18 protein-coding genes and 1 pseudogene are annotated in these 20,267 nt (G+C 57.0%); 3 read left to right on the plus strand and 16 right to left on the minus strand.

Annotated elements, in window-relative coordinates; translation table 11 throughout:
* Positions 1–127 precede the first annotated feature (127 nt).
* The 4 genes from U9R25_05345 to U9R25_05360 form a co-directional block, all read right to left on the minus strand.
* Complete coding sequence (locus U9R25_05345) at positions 128–1,168, minus strand: SPFH domain-containing protein (GenBank protein ID MEA3335314.1); 1,041 nt, start codon at positions 1,166–1,168, stop codon at positions 128–130.
* A gap of 101 nt (positions 1,169–1,269) precedes the next feature.
* The gene (locus U9R25_05350) at positions 1,270–1,803 is read right to left on the minus strand and encodes a hypothetical protein (GenBank protein ID MEA3335315.1); all 534 of its coding nucleotides are present in this window, start codon (positions 1,801–1,803) and stop codon (positions 1,270–1,272) included.
* A 31-nt stretch (positions 1,804–1,834) separates the two neighbouring features.
* On the minus strand, positions 1,835–2,362 hold the full coding sequence (locus tag U9R25_05355) for a hypothetical protein (protein ID MEA3335316.1): 528 nt from the start codon (positions 2,360–2,362) through the stop codon (positions 1,835–1,837).
* 186 nt (positions 2,363–2,548) lie between these two features.
* Complete coding sequence (locus U9R25_05360) at positions 2,549–4,516, minus strand: DUF2207 domain-containing protein (protein ID MEA3335317.1); 1,968 nt, start codon at positions 4,514–4,516, stop codon at positions 2,549–2,551.
* 316 nt (positions 4,517–4,832) lie between these two features.
* On the opposite strand from U9R25_05360, the pseudogene U9R25_05365 reads away from it, so the two are divergent.
* The 3 genes and pseudogenes from U9R25_05365 to U9R25_05375 all read left to right on the plus strand — a co-directional run bounded on the left by U9R25_05365 (position 4,833) and on the right by U9R25_05375 (position 7,045).
* A pseudogene (locus tag U9R25_05365) lies at positions 4,833–5,027 on the plus strand (Rdx family protein).
* On the plus strand, positions 4,981–6,030 hold the full coding sequence (locus tag U9R25_05370) for a glycosyltransferase (GenBank protein MEA3335318.1): 1,050 nt from the start codon (positions 4,981–4,983) through the stop codon (positions 6,028–6,030). Before U9R25_05365 ends, U9R25_05370 begins: the two are co-directional and overlap by 47 nt.
* Positions 6,031–6,046: 16 nt before the next feature.
* On the plus strand, positions 6,047–7,045 hold the full coding sequence (locus U9R25_05375; protein ID MEA3335319.1) for a lysylphosphatidylglycerol synthase transmembrane domain-containing protein: 999 nt from the start codon (positions 6,047–6,049) through the stop codon (positions 7,043–7,045).
* 22 nt (positions 7,046–7,067) lie between these two features.
* On the opposite strand, the gene U9R25_05380 is transcribed toward U9R25_05375, so the two are convergent.
* The 12 genes from U9R25_05380 to U9R25_05435 all read right to left on the minus strand — a co-directional run.
* A complete protein-coding gene (locus U9R25_05380) occupies positions 7,068–8,237 on the minus strand; it encodes a DUF5050 domain-containing protein (protein MEA3335320.1) in 1,170 nt (389 codons plus the stop codon).
* 358 nt (positions 8,238–8,595) lie between these two features.
* Positions 8,596–10,359, minus strand: a complete 1,764-nt coding sequence (locus tag U9R25_05385; GenBank protein ID MEA3335321.1) for an SdrD B-like domain-containing protein — start codon at positions 10,357–10,359, stop codon at positions 8,596–8,598.
* Between the two features lie 662 nt (positions 10,360–11,021).
* Positions 11,022–11,522, minus strand: a complete 501-nt coding sequence (locus tag U9R25_05390; GenBank protein ID MEA3335322.1) for a Crp/Fnr family transcriptional regulator — start codon at positions 11,520–11,522, stop codon at positions 11,022–11,024.
* A gap of 68 nt (positions 11,523–11,590) precedes the next feature.
* Entirely contained in the window at positions 11,591–12,094 is a 504-nt protein-coding gene (locus U9R25_05395) for a hydrogenase maturation protease (protein ID MEA3335323.1), read from the minus strand.
* Positions 12,095–12,103: 9 nt separating this feature from the next.
* Positions 12,104–13,597, minus strand: a complete 1,494-nt coding sequence (locus tag U9R25_05400; protein MEA3335324.1) for a Ni/Fe hydrogenase subunit alpha — start codon at positions 13,595–13,597, stop codon at positions 12,104–12,106.
* Positions 13,594–14,619 carry an oxidoreductase gene (locus U9R25_05405; GenBank protein MEA3335325.1) on the minus strand — a complete coding sequence of 342 codons (1,026 nt, stop codon included), beginning with the start codon at positions 14,617–14,619 and terminating at the stop codon, positions 13,594–13,596. Before U9R25_05405 ends, U9R25_05400 begins: the two co-directional genes overlap by 4 nt.
* Positions 14,616–15,098 carry a hydrogenase iron-sulfur subunit gene (locus U9R25_05410; GenBank protein ID MEA3335326.1) on the minus strand — a complete coding sequence of 161 codons (483 nt, stop codon included), beginning with the start codon at positions 15,096–15,098 and terminating at the stop codon, positions 14,616–14,618. The genes U9R25_05405 and U9R25_05410 overlap by 4 nt, the downstream gene beginning before the upstream one ends.
* A 14-nt stretch (positions 15,099–15,112) precedes the next feature.
* Entirely contained in the window at positions 15,113–17,149 is a 2,037-nt protein-coding gene (locus U9R25_05415; protein ID MEA3335327.1) for a CoB--CoM heterodisulfide reductase iron-sulfur subunit A family protein, read from the minus strand.
* A 3-nt stretch (positions 17,150–17,152) separates the two neighbouring features.
* Positions 17,153–18,127 (minus strand): CoB--CoM heterodisulfide reductase iron-sulfur subunit B family protein, encoded by a 975-nt coding sequence (locus U9R25_05420; protein MEA3335328.1) that lies wholly within the window; start codon positions 18,125–18,127, stop codon positions 17,153–17,155.
* Positions 18,124–18,738 carry a 4Fe-4S dicluster domain-containing protein gene (locus U9R25_05425; GenBank protein ID MEA3335329.1) on the minus strand — a complete coding sequence of 205 codons (615 nt, stop codon included), beginning with the start codon at positions 18,736–18,738 and terminating at the stop codon, positions 18,124–18,126. The genes U9R25_05420 and U9R25_05425 overlap by 4 nt, the downstream gene beginning before the upstream one ends.
* A 383-nt stretch (positions 18,739–19,121) precedes the next feature.
* On the minus strand, positions 19,122–19,586 hold the full coding sequence (locus U9R25_05430) for a dTDP-4-dehydrorhamnose 3,5-epimerase family protein (GenBank protein ID MEA3335330.1): 465 nt from the start codon (positions 19,584–19,586) through the stop codon (positions 19,122–19,124).
* 139 nt (positions 19,587–19,725) lie between these two features.
* A partial coding sequence (locus U9R25_05435) for a LysM peptidoglycan-binding domain-containing protein (GenBank protein ID MEA3335331.1) occupies positions 19,726–20,267 on the minus strand: 542 nt, incomplete at its 5' end.

Here is a 20,267-nt window from a genome sequence, read left to right on the forward strand (position 1 = left end):
GAACTTTTCGGAACCTTCAAAATCTTTCAGACTTCTCCAATAGTCTGCCTGCGATTGTTCTCCAAAAAAGCGGGCAGCCATGGGGCTGCCCGCTTCTTAATCTGATAGTGGGTCGTCGGGCGGTACTTTACCCGTTCGTGTCGTCGAGCCGCTGCTGCCATTTGGCAGTCAGCTTGTCATATAGACCCTCGCTGATTTCACCATTGGCCAGGCGCAAGTCCAGGCTATCCAGCAGGGCCTGAACTTCCTCCACTGTCTGCGGACTGGCAGGCGCAGCTGCGGGGGCCGCCTGCTGTGGCTGTGATGAAGCCCTCATGGCCTCGGCGATAGCCCCTGCCATGCCGGCACCCACGCCGACGCCGGCACCCAGGCCAAGGCCGGCGCTGGCAGCACCGCCACCTTCGCCACCGCCCTCGGCCATTCCCAACGCCTCGATAGCCAAACCGGTCTGATACTCGATGAAACTCTGAGCGCCAACCGCACCCATGGCAGCGCGCTTATCGATGGCCTCCTGGGTCTCCTTGGTGGGACTGATGGACTGGATGAAGAACTGCTTCATCTGGATGCCCAGCAGATTGAAATCATCTTCAACCTTCACCCGCACAGCGGCCGAGATCTCATCGAACAGCGCGGGCAGATCGAACAGGCCCTTTCCCAGCTCACCCAGGACATCTGTCAGGGCCGCTATGATGATGCTGCGAAGGAAATTCTGAATCTGGTTTGTCTGATATATCCCCTGGGTGCCCACAATCTTGTTGACAAAGAGTTGAGGATCTTTGATCGCGATGGAGTAGGTGCCGAATGCCCGCAGCCGCGCGAGACCAAGATCAGGGTCCCGTAGCGCTATCGGTTCCGGAGTACCCCATTTTAGATCAAGAAAGTCGCGCCGGTTGACAAAATAGACTTCGGCTGTGAAAATCGTAGCACCGCTGGTGGCCAGCCCAAGCAGCGAGGACACGAGCGGTAGATTTGCGGTAGTGATCGTGTGTCTGCCTGGATCAAACATGTCCAGTGCCTTGCCATCACGATAGAAGACGGCCGTCTGGCTCTCACGCACGATTACCTGCGAGCCCATGCGAAAGTCCCCCGAACCATACTCGGGAATGCGCACGACCATCTCGTTCGGCCCCTGATCGGGGGCTTCGATTACGTCAATTATCCTTGGCATTGGGTTTTCTCCTTATACCTCTACACCTACACCTCTGGCATCGGGGTTTCGGCCCGACGATCTCTTTTCCCGGCGGATATCGTAGTCGCGGTTGGGGTGGGTCATTCGCTATCGATAGACTGCAAGATCACCTCGTCGCGACGGTTGTAGGCAATGTTCATGTTATCGAGCACAGAACTGAGCGCCCAACTGGCTTCCTTCCACTCCGGGTCGGGTCGGCCCGACAGGGTTGTCAGATTGTCGATGATCTTGGCAACGCGATCCACATCCTGGAAGAGATTGTCATCAAATTCGGCCAGGGCATCGAGTTGGGCCTCCTTGACTCTCACCGAGTCGAAGAGGGGAGCGTAGCCATAGCTGGCGGTTCGGATGCGGTCTGTCAGAAGCTGAAGCTTTTTCCCCGCCCGATCCAGATCGCCAAGCACCAGGAGCTGGCCGCTATTGGTCAGCTCAACCATGATACCATCAAGGCGACCCTTCTGTTCATCCAGCCGCCTGGCCAGGAGCTTGCGCACCTCATAGTCGCTCTCGCGGCGCAATTCCTTCTCCTTGTAGCCCTTGATACCGGGAACACCGCTTACCACATCCTCCACCAGATCCATCTGGCTCTTGGCTTTGTCTACCAGTTCGTCCATCTCCTAGTTTTCTCCTTTCAGTTCAAACTTCTCAAGTTGCCAGGAAGAGTTCACTTCCACAGTATGGGCAGACGATGACCCCTTTGCCGGCATATGCCTGTTCGCCGCCACAGTTGGGACACTTCTGCGTTTCCCGCATGTCCCCCGCCTGCTTGGAATAAAGAACACCTTCCTCCCAGTTGATATAACCGCTGAACAAGCCCTTGCCCACCAGATCGTGGATCATGGCCTTGACCTCAGAGCGACTGCTTTTCAGCTCGAACACCAGGTCGGCGATAGTCACCTCTCCTCGCGCAAGCACAATGTTGAGCAGCTCTCGTTCCTTTTCAACTTCGGCCAGCTCAGTTTGCTCCTGAGTGCCCTTCATGAAAAGATAGATGCCAACGCCGATCAGGGGCGCTGCGATACACAGGATTGCAATCGCCATCCCCAGGACAGCGCCGCTCACCGTGTTCTCTTCGCCACCGACCTGAGCAATCATAAGAACGCCCGCAATCAGGATCACCGCCAGACCGATGACCATCAGAACAATGCCGACAATGCGGCCTGATCCGCCCATACACACCTCCTGACTATTGCAGGCAAACGATCCTGCCATCAAGTTAATTAACCGATATTGCGCAGAAGGCCGATCTTCTGCCGTTATCCAGACCGCCGAAGCAGTTATCCTTGACCAGTAATCAGTAATCCGATATCGGAAGAGCGCCCAATCGCAACTGATAACCGAATACCGAATACCGATCACCTAACCGAAGGAGCTTCCGCCACCACCACCGCCGCTGAAGCCGCCACCGCCGCTGAAGCCGCCGCCGCCGAAGCCGCCGCCGCCACTCCAGCCACCACCACTGCTGCTCCAGCTACCCCGTCCCGACGATTTGGGCGCCGGACGGCTGGTAAGGGTGCTTGAAGCTGTGGAAAGCATGGAGCCGAGCCCGGCACTCAAGCCGGACAGCGAGCTGCCCATCCCGCGAGAGAGGTCTCCCATGCTGGGAGGACTCATGGCGCCGCCAGTGGGCACCGGAGCACCGCTGCCAGGGGGCTTTCCGCCACCGGACGAGGTAGTAGTGGGCATCCACCAGTCATAATCGCGTGGCCTCGGGCCCACATAGGGTCCCGGATAGTACCAGGGAGGAGGCGCTGTCTCAACTTTGGCGAACTTGCGCATCCAGCTATCCTCGAGATCGAAAACAATGGCATAGGGCAGGTAGCGATCGAAGATCTCTTTGGCTTCCGCAAGATCAGTGTACTTCTCGATATCCTCCATGTAACGTCTGAAGGCCAGCCATTTGGCAGCCTCTTCAGAACCCTCTTCGGTTTTCCGCGGCATATAACGGGCAAGAATGATCAGGCCAATGGCCGGAATACCCAGGGCCAGAGGCAGACAAAAGGTGAACCCTGTAAATTGACTCAAGAGAGTCATCGAGACGCATCCGGCAATCCCTGCCAGAACCAGCGCGGCTATTCCCAGGCCTGCATAGCTACTGCGGACCTTTTCCGGACTTGAGGCGAAGTGCCCTTCTTCGACGGTAGCTTCGTAGAGGTCCTTTTGAAGTCCCGGCATGCTCGTGTAGAACTTGTTTTTGAGATCGGATAGCTTCTTTTCCGTCTCCTTGCCGAAGAGTTTGCTGACGAGCCTGAACTCGTATTCACGCATGGGCAACGAGCGGTCTTCCAGGTGGTAGATGAAATCTCTTTTCTCGCCTATTCCCAGGGTGCCCGGTTCCTTGACCTCTTCGATTGCCAGCACCCCCCGCCGTGCCAGGTCGACCAGGGTTGCGATTATGTCTTTCGTTTCGGCCTGCTCGTCGACCAGGGTACCAACCATGCCGGCCGGCAGGTCGCCGGGAGGTTCGGGGATCCACTCCGCCGGCAGTTTGACAGGTGCATCGCGGCCAGCCGTGTACCAGAGCAGATATAACCCCAGCAGGCCGCCGATCAAAATCATGGCACTTAGTGCGAGAACACCGATCCCCACGATATCCGCAATCTTCTCCTGCTGGTCCAGGTACGCTTCCTGCCGGTCTATGGCTTCCTGCCATGGCGGCGGCGCCCCCTCGACAACCCCATGAGGCCACTGCAACCGGACCGCGAAGTCAGGACCACCTCTCATACTGGAGGTTGTCTCAAAATAAACGCTGCGCCCATCATCGGAGACCTCGGCAATACCTGGAGGACCGGTGGCATCCCAATTGTCCAACGTCGCGCCTGGCGGCAGGTGGACGGTCACCGATGCGTTCTCAATTGGGATTGTAGCGTTTGATGGCACCCCCTTCCAGACCAGTTGGTCGCCGCCCTCGTAGTAGAGCAGTCCGCCGTCGACGGTGTATTCGACCACCATTACCTTGCCAACATCGTTTGGGGGGAAGTTATAACGGATATTGATCTCGTCGCTGTTCTGCTCAACGCTGTAGGTATAGGGATCGCCACTGTTCGACTCGCTATAAACCGGGCCGTCAAGCTCACTTACAGACACGTCGGTGATGCTGGTCACATAGTCGGTGGGAATAGTACGTACACCGAACTGGAAGGTGCCTTCGGTGAACCTCAGATCCTGTGTCTCGACAACCCGAAACGTACCATCGGGCGAAATGGTGATATCGACGTCGTAGGCATCCCAATAAAGGCGCTTGTCCTGGGCCCCGGTTGGCGCCACGAATACGCCCAGAAACAACAAAATGGCTATGAATAGGCTTATCACGCGAACGATGCGCATTGTTGGTCCTCCTGCGTAGGGGACGGAGTGGAGGCGGATGAAGGAGTTCCGGCCACCCCATCTTATCACATTTCAGCGAAAAGGAAAACCGCTTCTTTCTCTTGCTCTGATTCTAGCATACGTTGCACGGCGCTATCCGACGATTGTCCGACATTCCTCCGACAACAAGGGGGTCACCATTGCCGATTTGCTCTATTTTGGTCTTTCCGCGTCAACTGTGGCATAATCTGACAATTACAGAGAAGGCATTTTCGAGGAGGCTGTGACCTTGCGAATTGAAATAGAATACTGCGCAGTCTGACACTATACCTCAAAAGTCGCCAGGATGGCGGAAGAACTGTTGAGGGACTTCGAATTCCAGATCACCGAGCTTGCCATCGTTCCCAGTGATGGAGGGAAGTTCGAGGTCATGCTGGACGACAAGCTGATTTACTCGAAAAAACGTACAGGCCGCCACGCCGAATATGCTGAAGTGGCAGCGGAAGTGCGAAAAAACCTTGTATCGAGGTAACCATTTGAGCAGTCAACCGCCGAACTTGTGCTGCAGCGTAGGAATTACGGCATACAACGAACAGGATAATATTGGCCCCCTTCTGGAGGCCATGATTGATCAGCATTTGCATCAGGTGACGATTTCGGAGATCATCATCGTTGCAAGTGGTTGCACCGATAACACGGTCCCGATCATCAAGTCCTACCAGAAAAAAGATCCGCGTATCAGGCTGATCGAACAACCTGAACGGCGGGGAAAGACTTCGGCGATCAACCTTTTCCTGGAAGCCGCCAGCCAGGACATTCTGGTGCTGGAAAGCGGCGATACCCTTCCGCAGGAATATGCTGTCGAAAACCTGGTACGCGTCTTCGAGGATCCGACCGTGGGAATGACCGGCGCACATAAGATTCCCGTCAACACACCCGATCACCTGGTGGGACTGTTCACGCACCTGAGACTGCGAATGGAGCACGAACTGTGCATGGATATTCCCCGCCTCGGAGAGATGATCGCTTTCCGTCGCGTCCTGGACCACATTCCTCCCGACGTTGCGATGGACGAAGCCTTTGTGGAAGCGATCGTCGTCAAGAATGGATTGCGTGTCATTTATTCGCCCGATGCAGTGGTCTACAACACAGGCCCCGACACGATCAGCGATTTTGTCCGTCAACGCCGGCGAAACCATGCCGGGCATCTCTTTCTCCAGGACAAGTATGGACACCAGGTGTCCAGCCTGCAGAATAAACGGGTCGCCAGGATTGCTTTCCGGGAAGTCTGGGGAGCTGTTCAGCTCGTTTATAGCATCGGATTGTTGGGGATCCTGGAGGGGTTTAGCCGCTTTCTTGGCTGGTACGACTTCGCGATTAAACGCGAACGTCACGTGGTCTGGGATATGGCCTATTCACAAAAACAGAACGTTCAGGAGTTGCGTAAGGACGCTGACGGGAATGGCAATGGCAATGGGGAAGAACGTCCCATAGTGCTTACGACAACACAACAGCAGCAACAGACAAACGGTTGATTGGAGCTGAAGCGCTTTGAGAGACCGAGTCTTCACCATCGCTAAGATCGCGATCACCTTCGGGTTGATCGCGTATGTTTTCTCAAAGGTTGATCTACAGGCCGTTGCGACCAGCCTGCTGCACGCCAACCCCTGGCTGGTTTTGCTGGCGCTGCTCTTTTATCTGATCGCAATCGCAATCAACGGCGTCAAGTGGTATGTACTGCTCCGGGCCCAGGAAGTGATGGTCCCATTCAGAGCGGTCCTTCAATATATGTGGGTAGGGGTCTTCTTCAACAACGTCTTTCCCGCCAATATCGGTGGTGACGTAATGCGAGGCTATGGCATGGCCCGCTACACCGATCGCACTGCCGAAGCTGCCGTGTCGGTGGTGGTTGATCGAATTATCGGCTTGATTGCCTATATGAGTACCGCTGCCGTTATGGCGGTGATAATCGTCACTGTGATGGGCTATTCCAATCTCCGCTGGCTGTTTTACCTGGCAATCGTCGCCCTGATAGCAATCGCTGCCGCTCTGGCAGTCTTGCTGAGTCGTCGCCTTCGAACACAGGTTGGTCGTCTCTTCCAGTTCCCTTTGCTGGCACCTTTTGCCCCGCTCTACCAGGGTGTCTCGGACGCGTTCGACGCCTACCGCACCCACTCCGGATCGCTGGTGCTGGCCTTCGGTATCGCCCTGACTGGCCTGATGTCGGCCAATATCGTCAACTGGCTGCTCTTCCAGGCGACCGGCGGCGGGGTACCCTTCCTCTACGTGCTATTGTTCAATCCCCTGATTGCCCTGGTGCTTCTGGTGCCGATCAGCGTGGGCGGTCACGGCGTCATCCAGGGAGCTTACCCCTTCTTCTATGGGCTGGTAGGTGTCCCCGAAATACAGGCCGTGGCGGTCAGCGTGCTCATGTCCTTTATCATCATCATGGGCAGCCTGCCCGGGGGCGTGCTTTGGTGGCGCAATCGTGGCGCCAGCAGCGACAGTTCCGACAGTCCCACGGTCACAGCCAGCCAGCCGTCAGGTTGATTTCCCCATTGGCAATTGACAATTAATCCGCGGTCCAGTCCGGGTAACGATCCGACTCCCCGTCGTTGGTTAACCGGTAAACCTCGGAGCCGTCGGCGCTCAACAGATAGATATCCCAGTTGACCATTACATCGCTATCCCGATCAGAACTCATCACAATCATGTCGCCATCCATGGCCCAGTTTGCCGCTTCGTCGTTGACGGCGGGGAAAGTGAGCAGGCGAACGCTCTCCTCCATGGGACCAGCGACGGCCACGCTGGGTGCATCCATCACATAGAGATTCTTGTTGCCATCCCGGTTACTCTCAAAGAGAATTGTCTCTCCATCAGGAGACCAACGGGGACGTTTGTCATCGGCAGGATTGTCGGTCAGGCGGACCTGATTGCTACCATCCGCGTTCATGACGTAGAGCTCCGGATTGCCATCGCGCTCCGAAAAAAAGAGGATTCGTTCGCCGTCGGGTGACCAATCTGGCCGCAGATTGTTGCCGGGATGATTGCTGATATTTTCGAGCTCGCTGCCATCCTTGCGGACCTTGTACACTTCGAAACGGGGAGAGCCTTCCACCAGCATATTGCTGTAAAAGAGCAGCCATTCTCCGTTCGGTGACCAGCGGGCACCCAGCTGGTCGGATGGCATCAAGCTCATCAGACGACGCTGGTTGCTGCCGTCGGCGTCCATCACATAGAGCTGGACGTTGTCCGCATCATCGCGGCCCGACGAAAACAGGATAGTCTGGCCGTCGGGCGACCAATCAGGTTCCAAATCTCGTCCCGGGGAATCGGTCAGCTGCTGCAGATCGCTGCCATCGGCGTTCATCGCCCAGATCTCCAGCCGCCCGGTGCGGTCCGAATGAAAGACGATCCGCCCCGGAAAGTCAGGCAGTGGCTCAGGCGTTGCTTTTTCCTGCCCGACCTCTTCGCTCGGCTCGACGACGGCCTCGGGTGAGGCCGCCGGCAGAGGCGTAGGTGTCGCAGCCACCTCGGCCACAGCCGGTGTCGGGGTTTCGGTTACGACAGGTTGGGCTGCGGCCATGCCGTACAACAGCAGGGTAAGCCCCCAACAGATCAAACCCAACACGGCCAAGAGGATACGACGGTTTTTATCCCGCCCGAACGTTGCCCCGCCAATGGCCATCAGGCCGAGCACGAACAGCACGGCGGCAGTGGTATACAGAGTGAATGCTTGCACAACAGTCTCCTTGCCAACCAGAAAATCGGTTCCCCGGTTTGCTCAGGCCGATTATACTCCCCGCCCAGGCTCCTGTCAATGGTTGCAGAGGGCATCTACCAATAGGGTCGCGATTTCACGAATGGCCCCCGCGTCCCCGTGTCCCCGTGTCCCCATGTCCCCGCGTCCCCGTGTCGCCGCGTCCCCGTGTCCCCGCGTCCCCGCGTCCCCGCGTCCCCGCGTCCCCGTGTCGCCGCGTCCCCGCGTCCCCGCGTCCCCGCGTCCCCGCTCCCGGCCAGCCAATGCCAACCGGGAGCAGCCACACCATGCTTGATTTGCCGGGCAATGTATCAATCCAATGCCCGGGGCCAAAGTTTGTCTACCTGCGCCGGCGCCAGGCGGCAAGGGCGCCGGCCAGTAGTACAAGACCTGCCGCCGTCGCAGGCACCGCGGCCGCAGGCACCGCGGCCGGACTGGCATCGAGCCCGCTCAATGCCACCGCCGTCGGCGCCATCAGATCCACGCTCACCGGCCCGTGCAAACCTGTAGCCCCGGTAACATCCACATCCTCCAGCCAGTAGTAGTAGCTATTGCCGGCGCTTACCCCGGCGTCCTGCCACCGGTAGAAGGCGCCCTGTCCACCCGGAGCGGCCGAAGGCACGAACGCCAACAGCTCAGACGGTGCGCCGGCCGCGTCGCTGCGGTAAAGGTTGAAACCGACGTTGTCCACCTCGCTCACCGTTTCCCAGCTCACCGACACTACATTGCCCTCAGCCACAGCTTCGAACTGAGCCATCGCTACCGCCAGCGGCGCATCTGAGAACGGAAAGTCCAGGGTGTAGTCAAGCCCACCCGCAGCAAGTTCGACAGCGTCCTGACGGGTGGGGCCTGTCGAGTAGACTCTCGTTAAGGAGGCCGGCGGCGTGCCATCATCGATTGAGCAGGTCGGGAACCCACTACCGTTGTAGGCACTGATGAATCCTTCGATGTCAGGATCGTCAGCGTAGACAAGTGTTGTGTAATGCTTATCAGCCGAATTGGGATCCAGGCTCTTGAAGTAGTAGTTGCCAAAGCTGTCCGTATTGGTCGCTTCCATGAAGGACCCACCTTCATCGTACAGCCACACGGAGACACAGCGGATTCCCACCTCGTCCGGATCACCGTCGTCTTGTGCACCGTTGGAATTGATGTCATACCAGACCCAGTCCCCCACCTCCACGACACCCTCGTCATCGTCGTAGCCGAAATCAGCCTCCCGATGATGCTCGCCTGCAGCCAACGAATAGGGGTATGGCTCGTTGGCAGTCGTCAGCACAAACGGCCCGCCGAAGTAGGGATACAGATCCTGCTCGTTGACATCCACAATGTAGTCGCCTGCTTCCAGGTAACTGAAGAGGTAGTATCCGTTGACATCGGTGACATCGGTTTTGATCACCTGGTAGTTGTTGCTGCCCAGATCCATAAGGAGACGGACCTCGACGCCGGGAATGGGATCCTCGGTACCGATATCCTCCTCCATGTCGCGATTGTCGTCGTGCCAGACATAGTCACCGATGGAACCCAGCTCACAACCCATCACCAAATTGATGGACCGGCCCTCCACTGCGGAGGTCTGATTGGGCGACCCATCGTCTACCTGGGTATGGACATTGAGAGTGTTGTAGTTGCCAGGTGCCAGAACGAATGATGCTTCCCAGCCATCTGCGGTCGCATCAGGTGGTTCATACGGGGGGTTAGTGGGTGTAGGATCAAAATAACCGATATAGGCGAAATCGGGCGGGGTGCCATCGTTGCCGTCCAGGTTGCTCACCAGCTGGTTGCCATCCACCTTCACGTAGTGTTCGCCGCCAGTGTGATAGGCCTCGATAGCGATACCAGGCTCGGGCAGTACCAGCACGTAGCCCGTCTCCGTGGCACAATCGTAGCGCACATAGAGCTTTGAGAGTACTGGCTTGTCGGGATTGCCGGCTTTATGCATGTCTGCGAAAAAATCATCATCAAGGTCCCACTCCCCAGGGTCACCGTCTACAACAGCAATCCAGTAGGTTGGCTCCGGCGGAGTGGCCGCCAGCGAAGGCAAGGCAGCAACGATCAAAGTCAAGGCCAACAGGGTCGCCACAACAAGGCGCGGCCCGCGCGACATTTTTGTGCCGATTCTTTTCGAACGAGACCTGTCTAACATCATGGGCTCCTTTCAGGGGACCAAAGAAAATCGACGCCCAGAACCATGAAAAAAGGTGGTAAGGGCAAAATAAACTTCTCACTTTCTGCCGGGGAAACGGGCAGAGGTCGGGATTTCGCTTTTCCTCCTCGTCAAGCCTTCAACCGGATGTGATTGGGACGTCACAAAACAAGGGAGTAGCGCAATACTTCCTTGCTATATTATACGACATTGTGGCGAAATTCTGGACGGGACCACCCATATTGTAAGGTTTTCTAAGAAAAGCCTCCATCATGCTCTGACATTCCCCACGAAAAACGTGCCTGCCGGAAGGTCATCCAGCAAGCACGTTGCAGAGAATCCTACCCGTTTCGTAACTGCTCAGGCACAAGGTGCAATGCACTTGCTTATCCGGCTCCAGGTAGTCGTTGGACCAGACTCTTATTCAAAGCGGCTTGATTTTGGGGACCAGTTGCGTCGCGCCTGAGTAGCAAAGCATTGCCCGGTTTTTCAGCCACGAACGACACGTATTACCACGAATTCAGGCCAGAAATTGCTGCAGATTCGTGCAATTCGCGCCAGATTTGGCTTCTGAAAAACCGACAACGCTCACGAGAAGAACTGGCGACTCCGCAACCAAAGTTTCAATCGGAGATGAAGGCCAGGGTCTCCATGTGAATGTCCATGAGCCGATTTTTGGCGATCTGGACCAGCTTTTCCATCATCGCAAAACCAAACGCGCAATCCTCCTCGAAAGCCTGGCGCAGCCGGGCAGCGTCGAAGACAATCACGGTTGACGGGCTCATCGCTACGGCGCCGGCTGAGGCGTCGAAAGGCGGAACGAAGCCCGACCAGCCAAACATCGTTCCCGGTCCATCGGTGCTCATCACGGCGTCCCGGGTGACTATCTCACCGGTGAGTTGGCCCGCAACCGGTTGAGAAGCACTGGCATCCGGCAACGCCATCACGATGGCAACCTCCCCTTCCTGGACAAGATAGACGGTATCCAGCTTGTCCCCCTCCTCGAAAAAGCGATAGCCTTCTTCGACAGACTGTATGGCTCCGGAATCGGCCAGAATGACGATCTGTTCATGGCTGAACCCTGCGAAAATGGGATATCGCCGGATAATTTCAGGTGAGATCATAAGGGTCTCCTTGCTTGACTTACCAGGACCACGCGGCGTTTACACCGAGTCCCGGTCAGGACTATCGATCATCCCTTGATCGATAGTCCTTCTGTTTCCATTACGGCTATCTCGGCGAGCACAGCCTGAGTCACCTCCGGAATGACTTTGTCCACCGCCGGCGTAGGTTGATCGCCGAAGTCGATCACGTTTTCGACGGCAACGCCGTAGATGACCACCTCATCTGGCAGTGAAAGCCCCATTTGCCTGCCAGCAGCAAGGGCCGTGATGAGTGTAGTATCGTGCGCCGACGCGCTATGTTGCGTCGGACTGATGGCGCGCAAGTCGTCCAGTGTGAGCCTTTGCACGGTGCCTGGCGCAACGTCGCCATGGGTCATGGCGTCGATCAGGATGACCCGATCGTAGCCGATCATCAACTCCATGAGACGAAGGCCGCCCACACAGGCCTCCACGATGGAAAGGCCGTTAGGAACCCTGCCTGCCAGGCACTCCTGCAAACGGTAGGCAACCTTCACACCGACACCATCGTCGGTGAGAATGGGATTGCCAAGGCCGACTATCAACGTTTTCATAGGCGGGTTTCAGTCCGTATACTGGCTCACCCGCTCGACTACCTCACCATCGGCCTGCCGAATAGTTATCTCCAGTGGCATCTGGCCGGGCAGCGAATGGGTCGCGCACGACATGCACGGGTCGTAGTTGCGGAACGCCATCTCCACCCGGTTCAACATGCCCTCCGTCACCACTGTGCCCCTGGTAATCAGCGACTGCGCCGCCTTCTTGACCGACATGGCGATCGGGGCGTAGTTGTTTGTGGTGCCCACGATCAGGTTCACCTTGGTTAGAATGCCCTTTTCGTCGGTCTGATAGTGATGGGTCAACGTACCGCGCGGCGCCTCAACAGAACCAATACCCTCGGTCGGCGTGCTGCTGACGTTGACACGCATATTCGGATCGGTGATCTCCGGATCCTGACTCAGTTCCAACATGCGTTCGGCGGCATACAGCAGTTCCACCAGGCGAGCCCAATGGGTTGCCAGGCGAAAATGAACGGGCTGATAACGCCCCTTCGTCTTTTTGCTTCCCAGTGTCTCATAGAAGCGCTCGAAGGCTTCCTGGGCCTGGGAAGTTGCCATGCCGTTGGATGCATTGAGGCGGGAAAGAGGTGTTGCGCAGTAGACACCACTGTCGGTGCCATCGACGAATCCCTTCCAGCCCACATCCTTGAGATAGGGGAACTTAAGATAGGTCCAGGGTTCAACCCGCTCGGCGATATGCTGAACGTAGTCCTTGGCCGGATACTTGATGAATTCCTTGCCGTCAGGACCGGTCACGCGGATCAAGCCATCGTAGAAATTGACCAGGTTCTTCTCGTCAACGGTACCCATGTAATAGGTCTCATGGGTGAACGCGTCGGAAACGATCAGATCCACGTAATCCTGGTTAGCCAAAACCAGATCGTCGAACGCCTTGAGACTGAAGAGGGCGAATTCGACGTTCTGGCGAGCGATCTCCTCGATCTCCGCACGTTCCTCCTCGTTGATAGATTTCGACCAACCACCCGGCATGCCTGCCACCGGATGTATGCCGCGGCCACCAAGCATCTTGATGACATGATGGTTTCTCATGCGACAGTTGATGACCTGCATGCCCACATCCACGCCCACTTTGTGGATCACGCCCAGGATATTGCGCTCCGCAGGCGGTGCGTCGGGCCCGAGAATGAAGTCAGGGCCACCCAGGGCATAGAAATGGGTCGTATGGTCGGTGACGTAGAAGGCCATATAGAACATCTCCCGCAGCTTTTTCACTGCGGAGCTGGGTTCCACGTCAAACAAGGCATCCAGGGCCTTGGTCGCAGCCATATGGTGCGCTTCAGGGCAAACGCCACAGATGCGGTTGGTGATGCGCGGCATCTCCTCCGCCGGGCGACCGACACAGAACTGCTCGAAACCGCGCAGCTCGGGGATCTGAAGATAGGCATTCTCGACGTCACCTGCCTCATCAAGGAAGATCTCGATCTTGCCATGGCCTTCAAGTCGTGTAATGGGGTCAATTGTGATACGCTTGGTCATGACCCACCTCCGTTGATTCGTACGCGGCGCAGCATCGATTTGGCCATGCTGAAGCGGTAGAAGGTACCGGCCGGATCGACGATGGTGTTCACTGCCTCCTGTACCCTGCGGTCCAGCTCGGCCTCGTCATCGCCAGGTTTGCCGCTCACTTCGAGTACCGAGGCAATGGCGGTCAGCATGCGAGCGCCCTGATCCTCGACACCCTCGATCGGTCCGTAGCAACCCCGACAGCCCATGCCCACCTGGGGGCACAGGGCACCACAGCCGCTGCGGGTAGCAGGTCCCATGCACATCAGACCCTGTTCCAGCAGACACAGGCTTGGCTCTGGTGTGATTTCATAGGGCCGGTAGAAACGAGCAATGGTCTTCACATCCTTTTCCAGCGGGCATTCCTCGCAGACAGCAAGGGTGCCGGCTCCCACCACCGATCCGGCCGGCGGCAATGGTGCGCCTTCAGTCAGAGCAGCGACCACCACCTGCAGGACGGCCCATATCTGATGGGGCTCAGGGGGACAACCAGGAAGGAAGTAGTCCACATCTACCACCTGGTCCAGGGATTTCACCGTGTTGTAGAAACTGGGAATCTCCAGCTCACCCTCCCCCACCTCAGTGAGCAGTTGAGGGATGATGCCATCGGGATTGTCGATGGATGGGTTATCCAGATACACAGTCTCCATCGTTGCCCGGCGCGACGTCAGGTTGGAGAGCGCCGGGATGCAGCCCTCATAGGCGCAGGACCCGAAGGCAACCATCACCTTGCTCTTTTTGCGTAGCAACCTTGCCATCTCCTCGTTTTCCGAGTTGCGAATGGCGCCGTTGAAGAGGCAAACATCGATAAACCCATCGGGATAGCCCTCTACATCAGCGATCTTGAAGTCGGCAATGCAGGGGAAGAAGGCGATGTCAAAGACCGCATCCACGGTCAGGATATGCTCGCCGATGTTAAGCACTGAGATTTCGCAGCCACCACAGCCAGCGCCCCAGTACATCGCCAGCTGGGGTTTTTTTCCATTCCCGGTCATGCTGCCACCTCCTCGACTGCTGCCGTGGCGGACACCCTGCCGTTGGTCTCGTCGGCCATCACCTCGGGCCAGTTGAGCGGCCCAAGGGCCCGCACTTGCTCAACCATTTTTGAGACCTCCTCAGCAAATTGAATACCTTCGGCCGCGCTTGCCCACACCAGCTTCACCCGCTCAGGCTCGATGCCGAATTGTGCCAACATGTTAACCATCAGGTGATAGCGTCGAAGGGCTTTGTAGTTCTGTTCCAGGTAATGACACTCGCCAGGATGGCACCCCGTGATCAGTACGCCATCGGCGCCACTGGTGAATGCCTTCAGAACAAAGATTGGGTCCAATCTTCCGGAGCACATCAACCGCATAAGGCGGATATTGGGCGGATATTTGGTGCGCGACATGCCCGCCAGATCAGCCGCCCGGTAGCTGCACCAGTTACAGGTGAAGCCAACGATGACCGGCTCGAAGCCGTTTTGTTCAGCCATGGTTCATATCCTCCCTACGCCGGTACCAGCTCAGGCTCAAGCCTGACCACTGGAGTACCCTCAAAGTCCAGCATCAATAGGCCTTCGATTTGGGCCATGACCTGCTCGTTGCTAAACTGGGTACCTGTGATGGCGCCAGACGGGCAAGCGGCCACACAGGTGCCGCAGCCCTGACAGAGCGCCGGATTGATCTCGGTTACCATTCGGTCCTCAAGGAACAGGATGGCGTTGTACGGGCACATGGTGTTGCAGATGCGGCACCCCGAACACAGTTCCTCGATTACGCTGGCCCGCACCGGTTCCAGTGCCAGCTGCCCCTGGTTGATGCGCGCCAACACACGGGCAGAAGCCGCAGCACCCTGGACTACACTGGCAGGAATGTCCTTCGGCCCCTGGCAGGCGCCGGCAATGAAGACACCTTCCGTCATTGTGGACACCGGATCGAGCTTGGGGTGCTTTTCGATGAACCAGCCATTGGAACTGCAAGAGATACCGAACGTATGGCCGGTCTCGGCAGAATCGTGGCGTGGTTCCAGGCCCGCCGATAGCACAACCATGTCCAGGAGAATACGGCGTTGATTGCCAATGAAAGTATCCTCCACCTGCACGATCAGCTTGTCATCTTCACCAGGAAGACGGGCAGCATCGGTAACTTCGGCAACCTTGCCGCGCACGAAATGAACACCTTCCCCCAGAATCTTTTGGTAGAACTCGTCGTAATCCTTGAACGCGGTGCGCATGTCGATGTAGAAGTTGTACACCTCAGCCCCGGTACGTTCCTTCACCAGATGAGCGAACTTGAGGCTTTGCATGCAACAGATAACAGAGCAGTGTTCGTTGTAGTGTTTGTCGCGGCTGCCCACACAGTGGATGATGCCAACCGATTTGGGCGGCGTCACCCCATCTCGCATAACCACTTTGCCTTCTGTCGGTCCAGCGGCGTTGCACAGTCGCTCGAACTCCATACTGGTGAAGACATTGGCCAGCCGGCCATAGCCATACTGGGGAATACGGCGACAATCGAAAAGATCGAAGCCGGTGGCCAGAATGATATTTCCTACCTCGAACTGGACAACCTCGTCCTGCTGTTCGAAATCGATAGAGTTGGGCTGGGTAGGACAGAATATCTGACACGCCTTGCACTTACCTCGCTGGAAGTAGATGCAGTTTTCCGTGTCGATGACCGGATATTTGGGTACCGCCTGTGGGAAGGAGCGGTAGATTGCCTTACGGAAGCCAAGACCTGCCTCGAATTCATCGTCCACAATGCTTTTGGGACACTTTTCGATGCAGATGCCGCAGCCTGTACAGACATCCTCGTTGATGTAGCGGGCCCGCTTTCTCACCGTTACTGTGAAGTTGCCCACGTAACCGTCCACCTGCTCCACCTCGCTCCATGTCATGAGTGTGATGTTTGCATGGTTGCCGGCCGATACCATCTTTGGGGTCAGAATACAGGCCGAACAGTCCAGGGTGGGAAAGGTCTTGTCGAACTGGGCCATGTGTCCGCCGATGGAGGAGTCTCGCTCCACCAGATAGACATGGTGCCCACTATCGGCAATCTCCAGGGCGGCCTGGATCCCAGCGATACCAGCACCAACGACCAACGTCGCAGGATGGATTGGTACGATCAGAGGCTCCAGGGGCTCGTGCAGGATAACACGCTCGACGCCGCCGGCGATCATGGCCTTAGCCTTGGCTGTGGCGATATCTCTGTCGGTGTGAACCCAGGAGACCTGCTCCCGGATCGAAACCATTTCGCAGAGGAAAGGGTTGAGACCGGCTCGGTCGCAGGCACCCCGGAAAGTTTCCTCGTGAAGGTGAGGGGAGCAGGCCGCAACCACCACCCGATTCAATCCCTTCTCCTTGATATCATCCTCGATCAGTTCCTGCCCCAGGCTGGAACACATGAACTGGTAGTCCCGTGAAACGACCACGCCATCTTCCGCCAGATCCTCTCCGGCCCAGGCGGAAACGTGTTCCACGTCCACCATGTCAGAAATGTTCGAGCCACAGTGACACACATATACACCGATACGTTCCTCACTCATGACTTATCCCTCCTCCAACGAATTTGGCAGCGGGAGAGCATCCTTCGACCGGCGCTTTTTCTTCGGTTTGGGCGGCGGTTCGGCACCGATTTTCGCCAACGCGGGACCCGCATCCACGATCTCCTTGCCGAAACCCAGATTGGCCGTGGGCAAGCCAAAGGCCAGTCCCATCAACTGCGTGAAGTAGAGGATGGGAATCTTGTAGTCGGTTCCGAATGCCTTGTTGACAGCGTCTTGATAGCCGTCCAGATTGAGCTGACACATGGGACACAGGGTGACAATAGCATCTGCGCCATAGTCGGCCGCGTTTTTAAGAAGGCGCCTGATGATGTCCAGCGCGATAGGCTCGCTGATCTGGGTCATATGCCCGCCGCAGCAATGCGCTTTGACCGGAAAGTCGACCACCGTTGCGCCCAGCGCCACCATCAAGTCATCTAACGTGGTCGGATACTCGGGATCGTCGAAACCGCCGTGGAAACCAGGACGCACGATCAGACAACCGTAGTAAGGTGCGATTCGCAGGTCGTACAGTGGCTTGGTTACTTTTTCGGCAATGGCCTCATAGCCGACGTCGTTGACAAAGATCTCCAACAGATGCCGCACCAGCACGCTGCCCGGCTCGTACGAGAGCCCACCGGCAGCCAGGGCCTGATTGGTCTTATCAGCCAGGGGTGGATCGTTGCCCAGATATTCGTCCGCCTTGCTCAGATTCAGAAAACAGGCGCTGCAGGGAGCTACCAGCTGTTTGCCATCGCCATTGGTTTCCAGGTCCAATTGAGCAGCCAGGGCCAGATTGCGGCTGATCAACGCGAAGGCTGGTATCAGATCGATCGACATATACTCGGTAGCGCCGCAGCAGTTCCAGTCATTCACCTCGACAAAGTCGACGCCGACTGCGTCAGCAACCGCCATGGCAGAGACGTGGTAGGCAGCAGCATTCTTTTCCAGAGAGCAACCGGGATAGTAGCCATATTTCACGATACACCTCCCTGACCATTCTTCTCGGCGGCACCCAATTCCTTTGCCTTGGCCAGGATTGCCTTGAGCTGATCAAGATTCTCGATGCGGTTGGGAGTCAAGTCCATGCGCCCTTTGAGGAACATACTCAGTCCCATCCCTGTCGCCAATTTTACAGCATTCAGTGGGCGATGGCGAAGGTGGTAGCGGGTGGCAAGGCCCAGTTCGAAGCTGCGGCCGTAGTCCTCCACAAAGTCAATGAAGGTCTCCGAGAAATCTGGCGCAAGCGACGCCGAAGATTCCCGATAATAGCCCTCCTGAATAGCCATGCGCTTCAGCGTATACATGATATCGGTGATGTGGATCTCCTGGGGGCACCGGGTCGTGCAGAAGTAGCAGGACACGCAGTACCACGGCGCGTTGCTTCGCAGGACATCTTCCCTCATTCCCGCTTCGATCATGGCGAAGAGCTTGCGAGGCGTGTGGTCCATGTCTGGCCCGGAAGGGCACGAGCCCCCACAGGTGCCACACTGGATGCACAGCGCCAGATTAGGGTCACCTCCCGGGGTGGCCGCGATCACCTCCTGCATGAACGTGGGAGGTGATGCCCGGGTCGCGGTCGTTGCTGACATATCGTCACTCCTTGTGGATGGGTTTATGGGGCGATGGCCAGAGGCTTCGCCGATGGAACAATATAAAAGTATCTGACGCCCGCCACCGGCATCGTGCCGGTAAAGACAGAAGCGAGAACATCGCGTTTGATTCAAAAAAGACATCAAGGCGAAAAACCCAATACTTAAAAATAGTGTTGTGAAAAGCATCCTTACCAACGCACAATCCTTGGCACCGGTACTAGCTTACCATCATTTTGCAGGCCGTTGTATGATCTAGGTCATACTTGGACAGCAATTTTCGAAAATCATCAAACAAAAACACCCATCGAGACGATACCCGATGGGCGTACCTATTGAATATGCGCTGGAACAGCGAAAATCTGGCTTGCGAAGGCCGTTAATTACGTGATGGCAGGGCCAGCGGTCCAATCATAGCCAATCTGCGGATCGTCGTGGGAAATGCGGCCCTCGTCATCGGGATCATAGGTGCGACTGGTGATGTAGAAGAGATGGGCCTCGGGACTGAGCACCCGATAGCCGTGGGCCACGCCAGGAGGAACTTTCAACACACAGGGCTCCAGGCCATCGCCAAGCAGGATTTCCTGAAGCTGTCCCGATGTCGGCGAACGGTCCCGTGTATCGTACAAGGCAACCTTTACCCGCCCACTCGCTACATACCACCAATCCACCTGCTTCCGATGGACGTGCCATGCTTTGACCACGCCTTGATAGGACGCCGTATGACTCCACTGCCCAAAGCCTTCGCCGAAAAAATCATCGCTTGCACGAATCACCTCGCGGAAGAAGCCCCGCTCGTCGGGGTGGGTCGTCAGCTTTTTGATCTCAACACCGTGAAGTTGTGTCATTTGTCCTCGATCCCTTTCTCCAGGCCTCCAGGTTGTCGTTCCTGGCAATCATAACACCGAAAGGCCGCTGGGCAAAAAGAAGAAGCCCTGCACTCGACAGGGCTTCCTGAATTGACCGCTGACTACCGACAGGCCAGACCTAGTAGGCGTATCCGGGGATACAGAGTGTCTCGCCCGCATAGAGCCAGTAGTTGGGTGGGCGCACCTTGCTCGGATTGGCGTTCTGCAAAGCAGAGACCGAGACGCCGGTCTTGTTGCAGACCGAGTACCAGGAGTCGCCAGGCAGCACGGTGTAATAGTACTGGCACATCGGCGGCTGAGGTGGATGGGGCGGCTGCGGATGCGGTGGATGAGGCGGCTGCGGATGCGGCGGATAAGGCTGAGCGCACGGAATCCACAACCTGTGACCCGCATACAGCCAGTTGTAGGGATGGATATGAGCCGGATTGGCGCCCTTCAGGGTGTACATGGATATACCAGTCCTGGCAGCGAGCTTGCTCCACGAATCACCGTACTGCACCGTGTACCAGTATCCACAGCCTGATGGCGGATGGGGCGGATGGGGTGGCTGCGGCGGATGGGGCGGCGGCGGCGGATGGGGCGGATATGGCTGGCCACATGGAATCCACAGCGTATGGCCAATATACAACCAGTTGTAGGGATGGATATGGGACGGATTGG

It is taken from the genome of Chloroflexota bacterium, assembly GCA_034717495.1.
Lineage (GTDB): Bacteria > Chloroflexota > Anaerolineae > JAAEKA01 > JAAEKA01 > JAYELL01.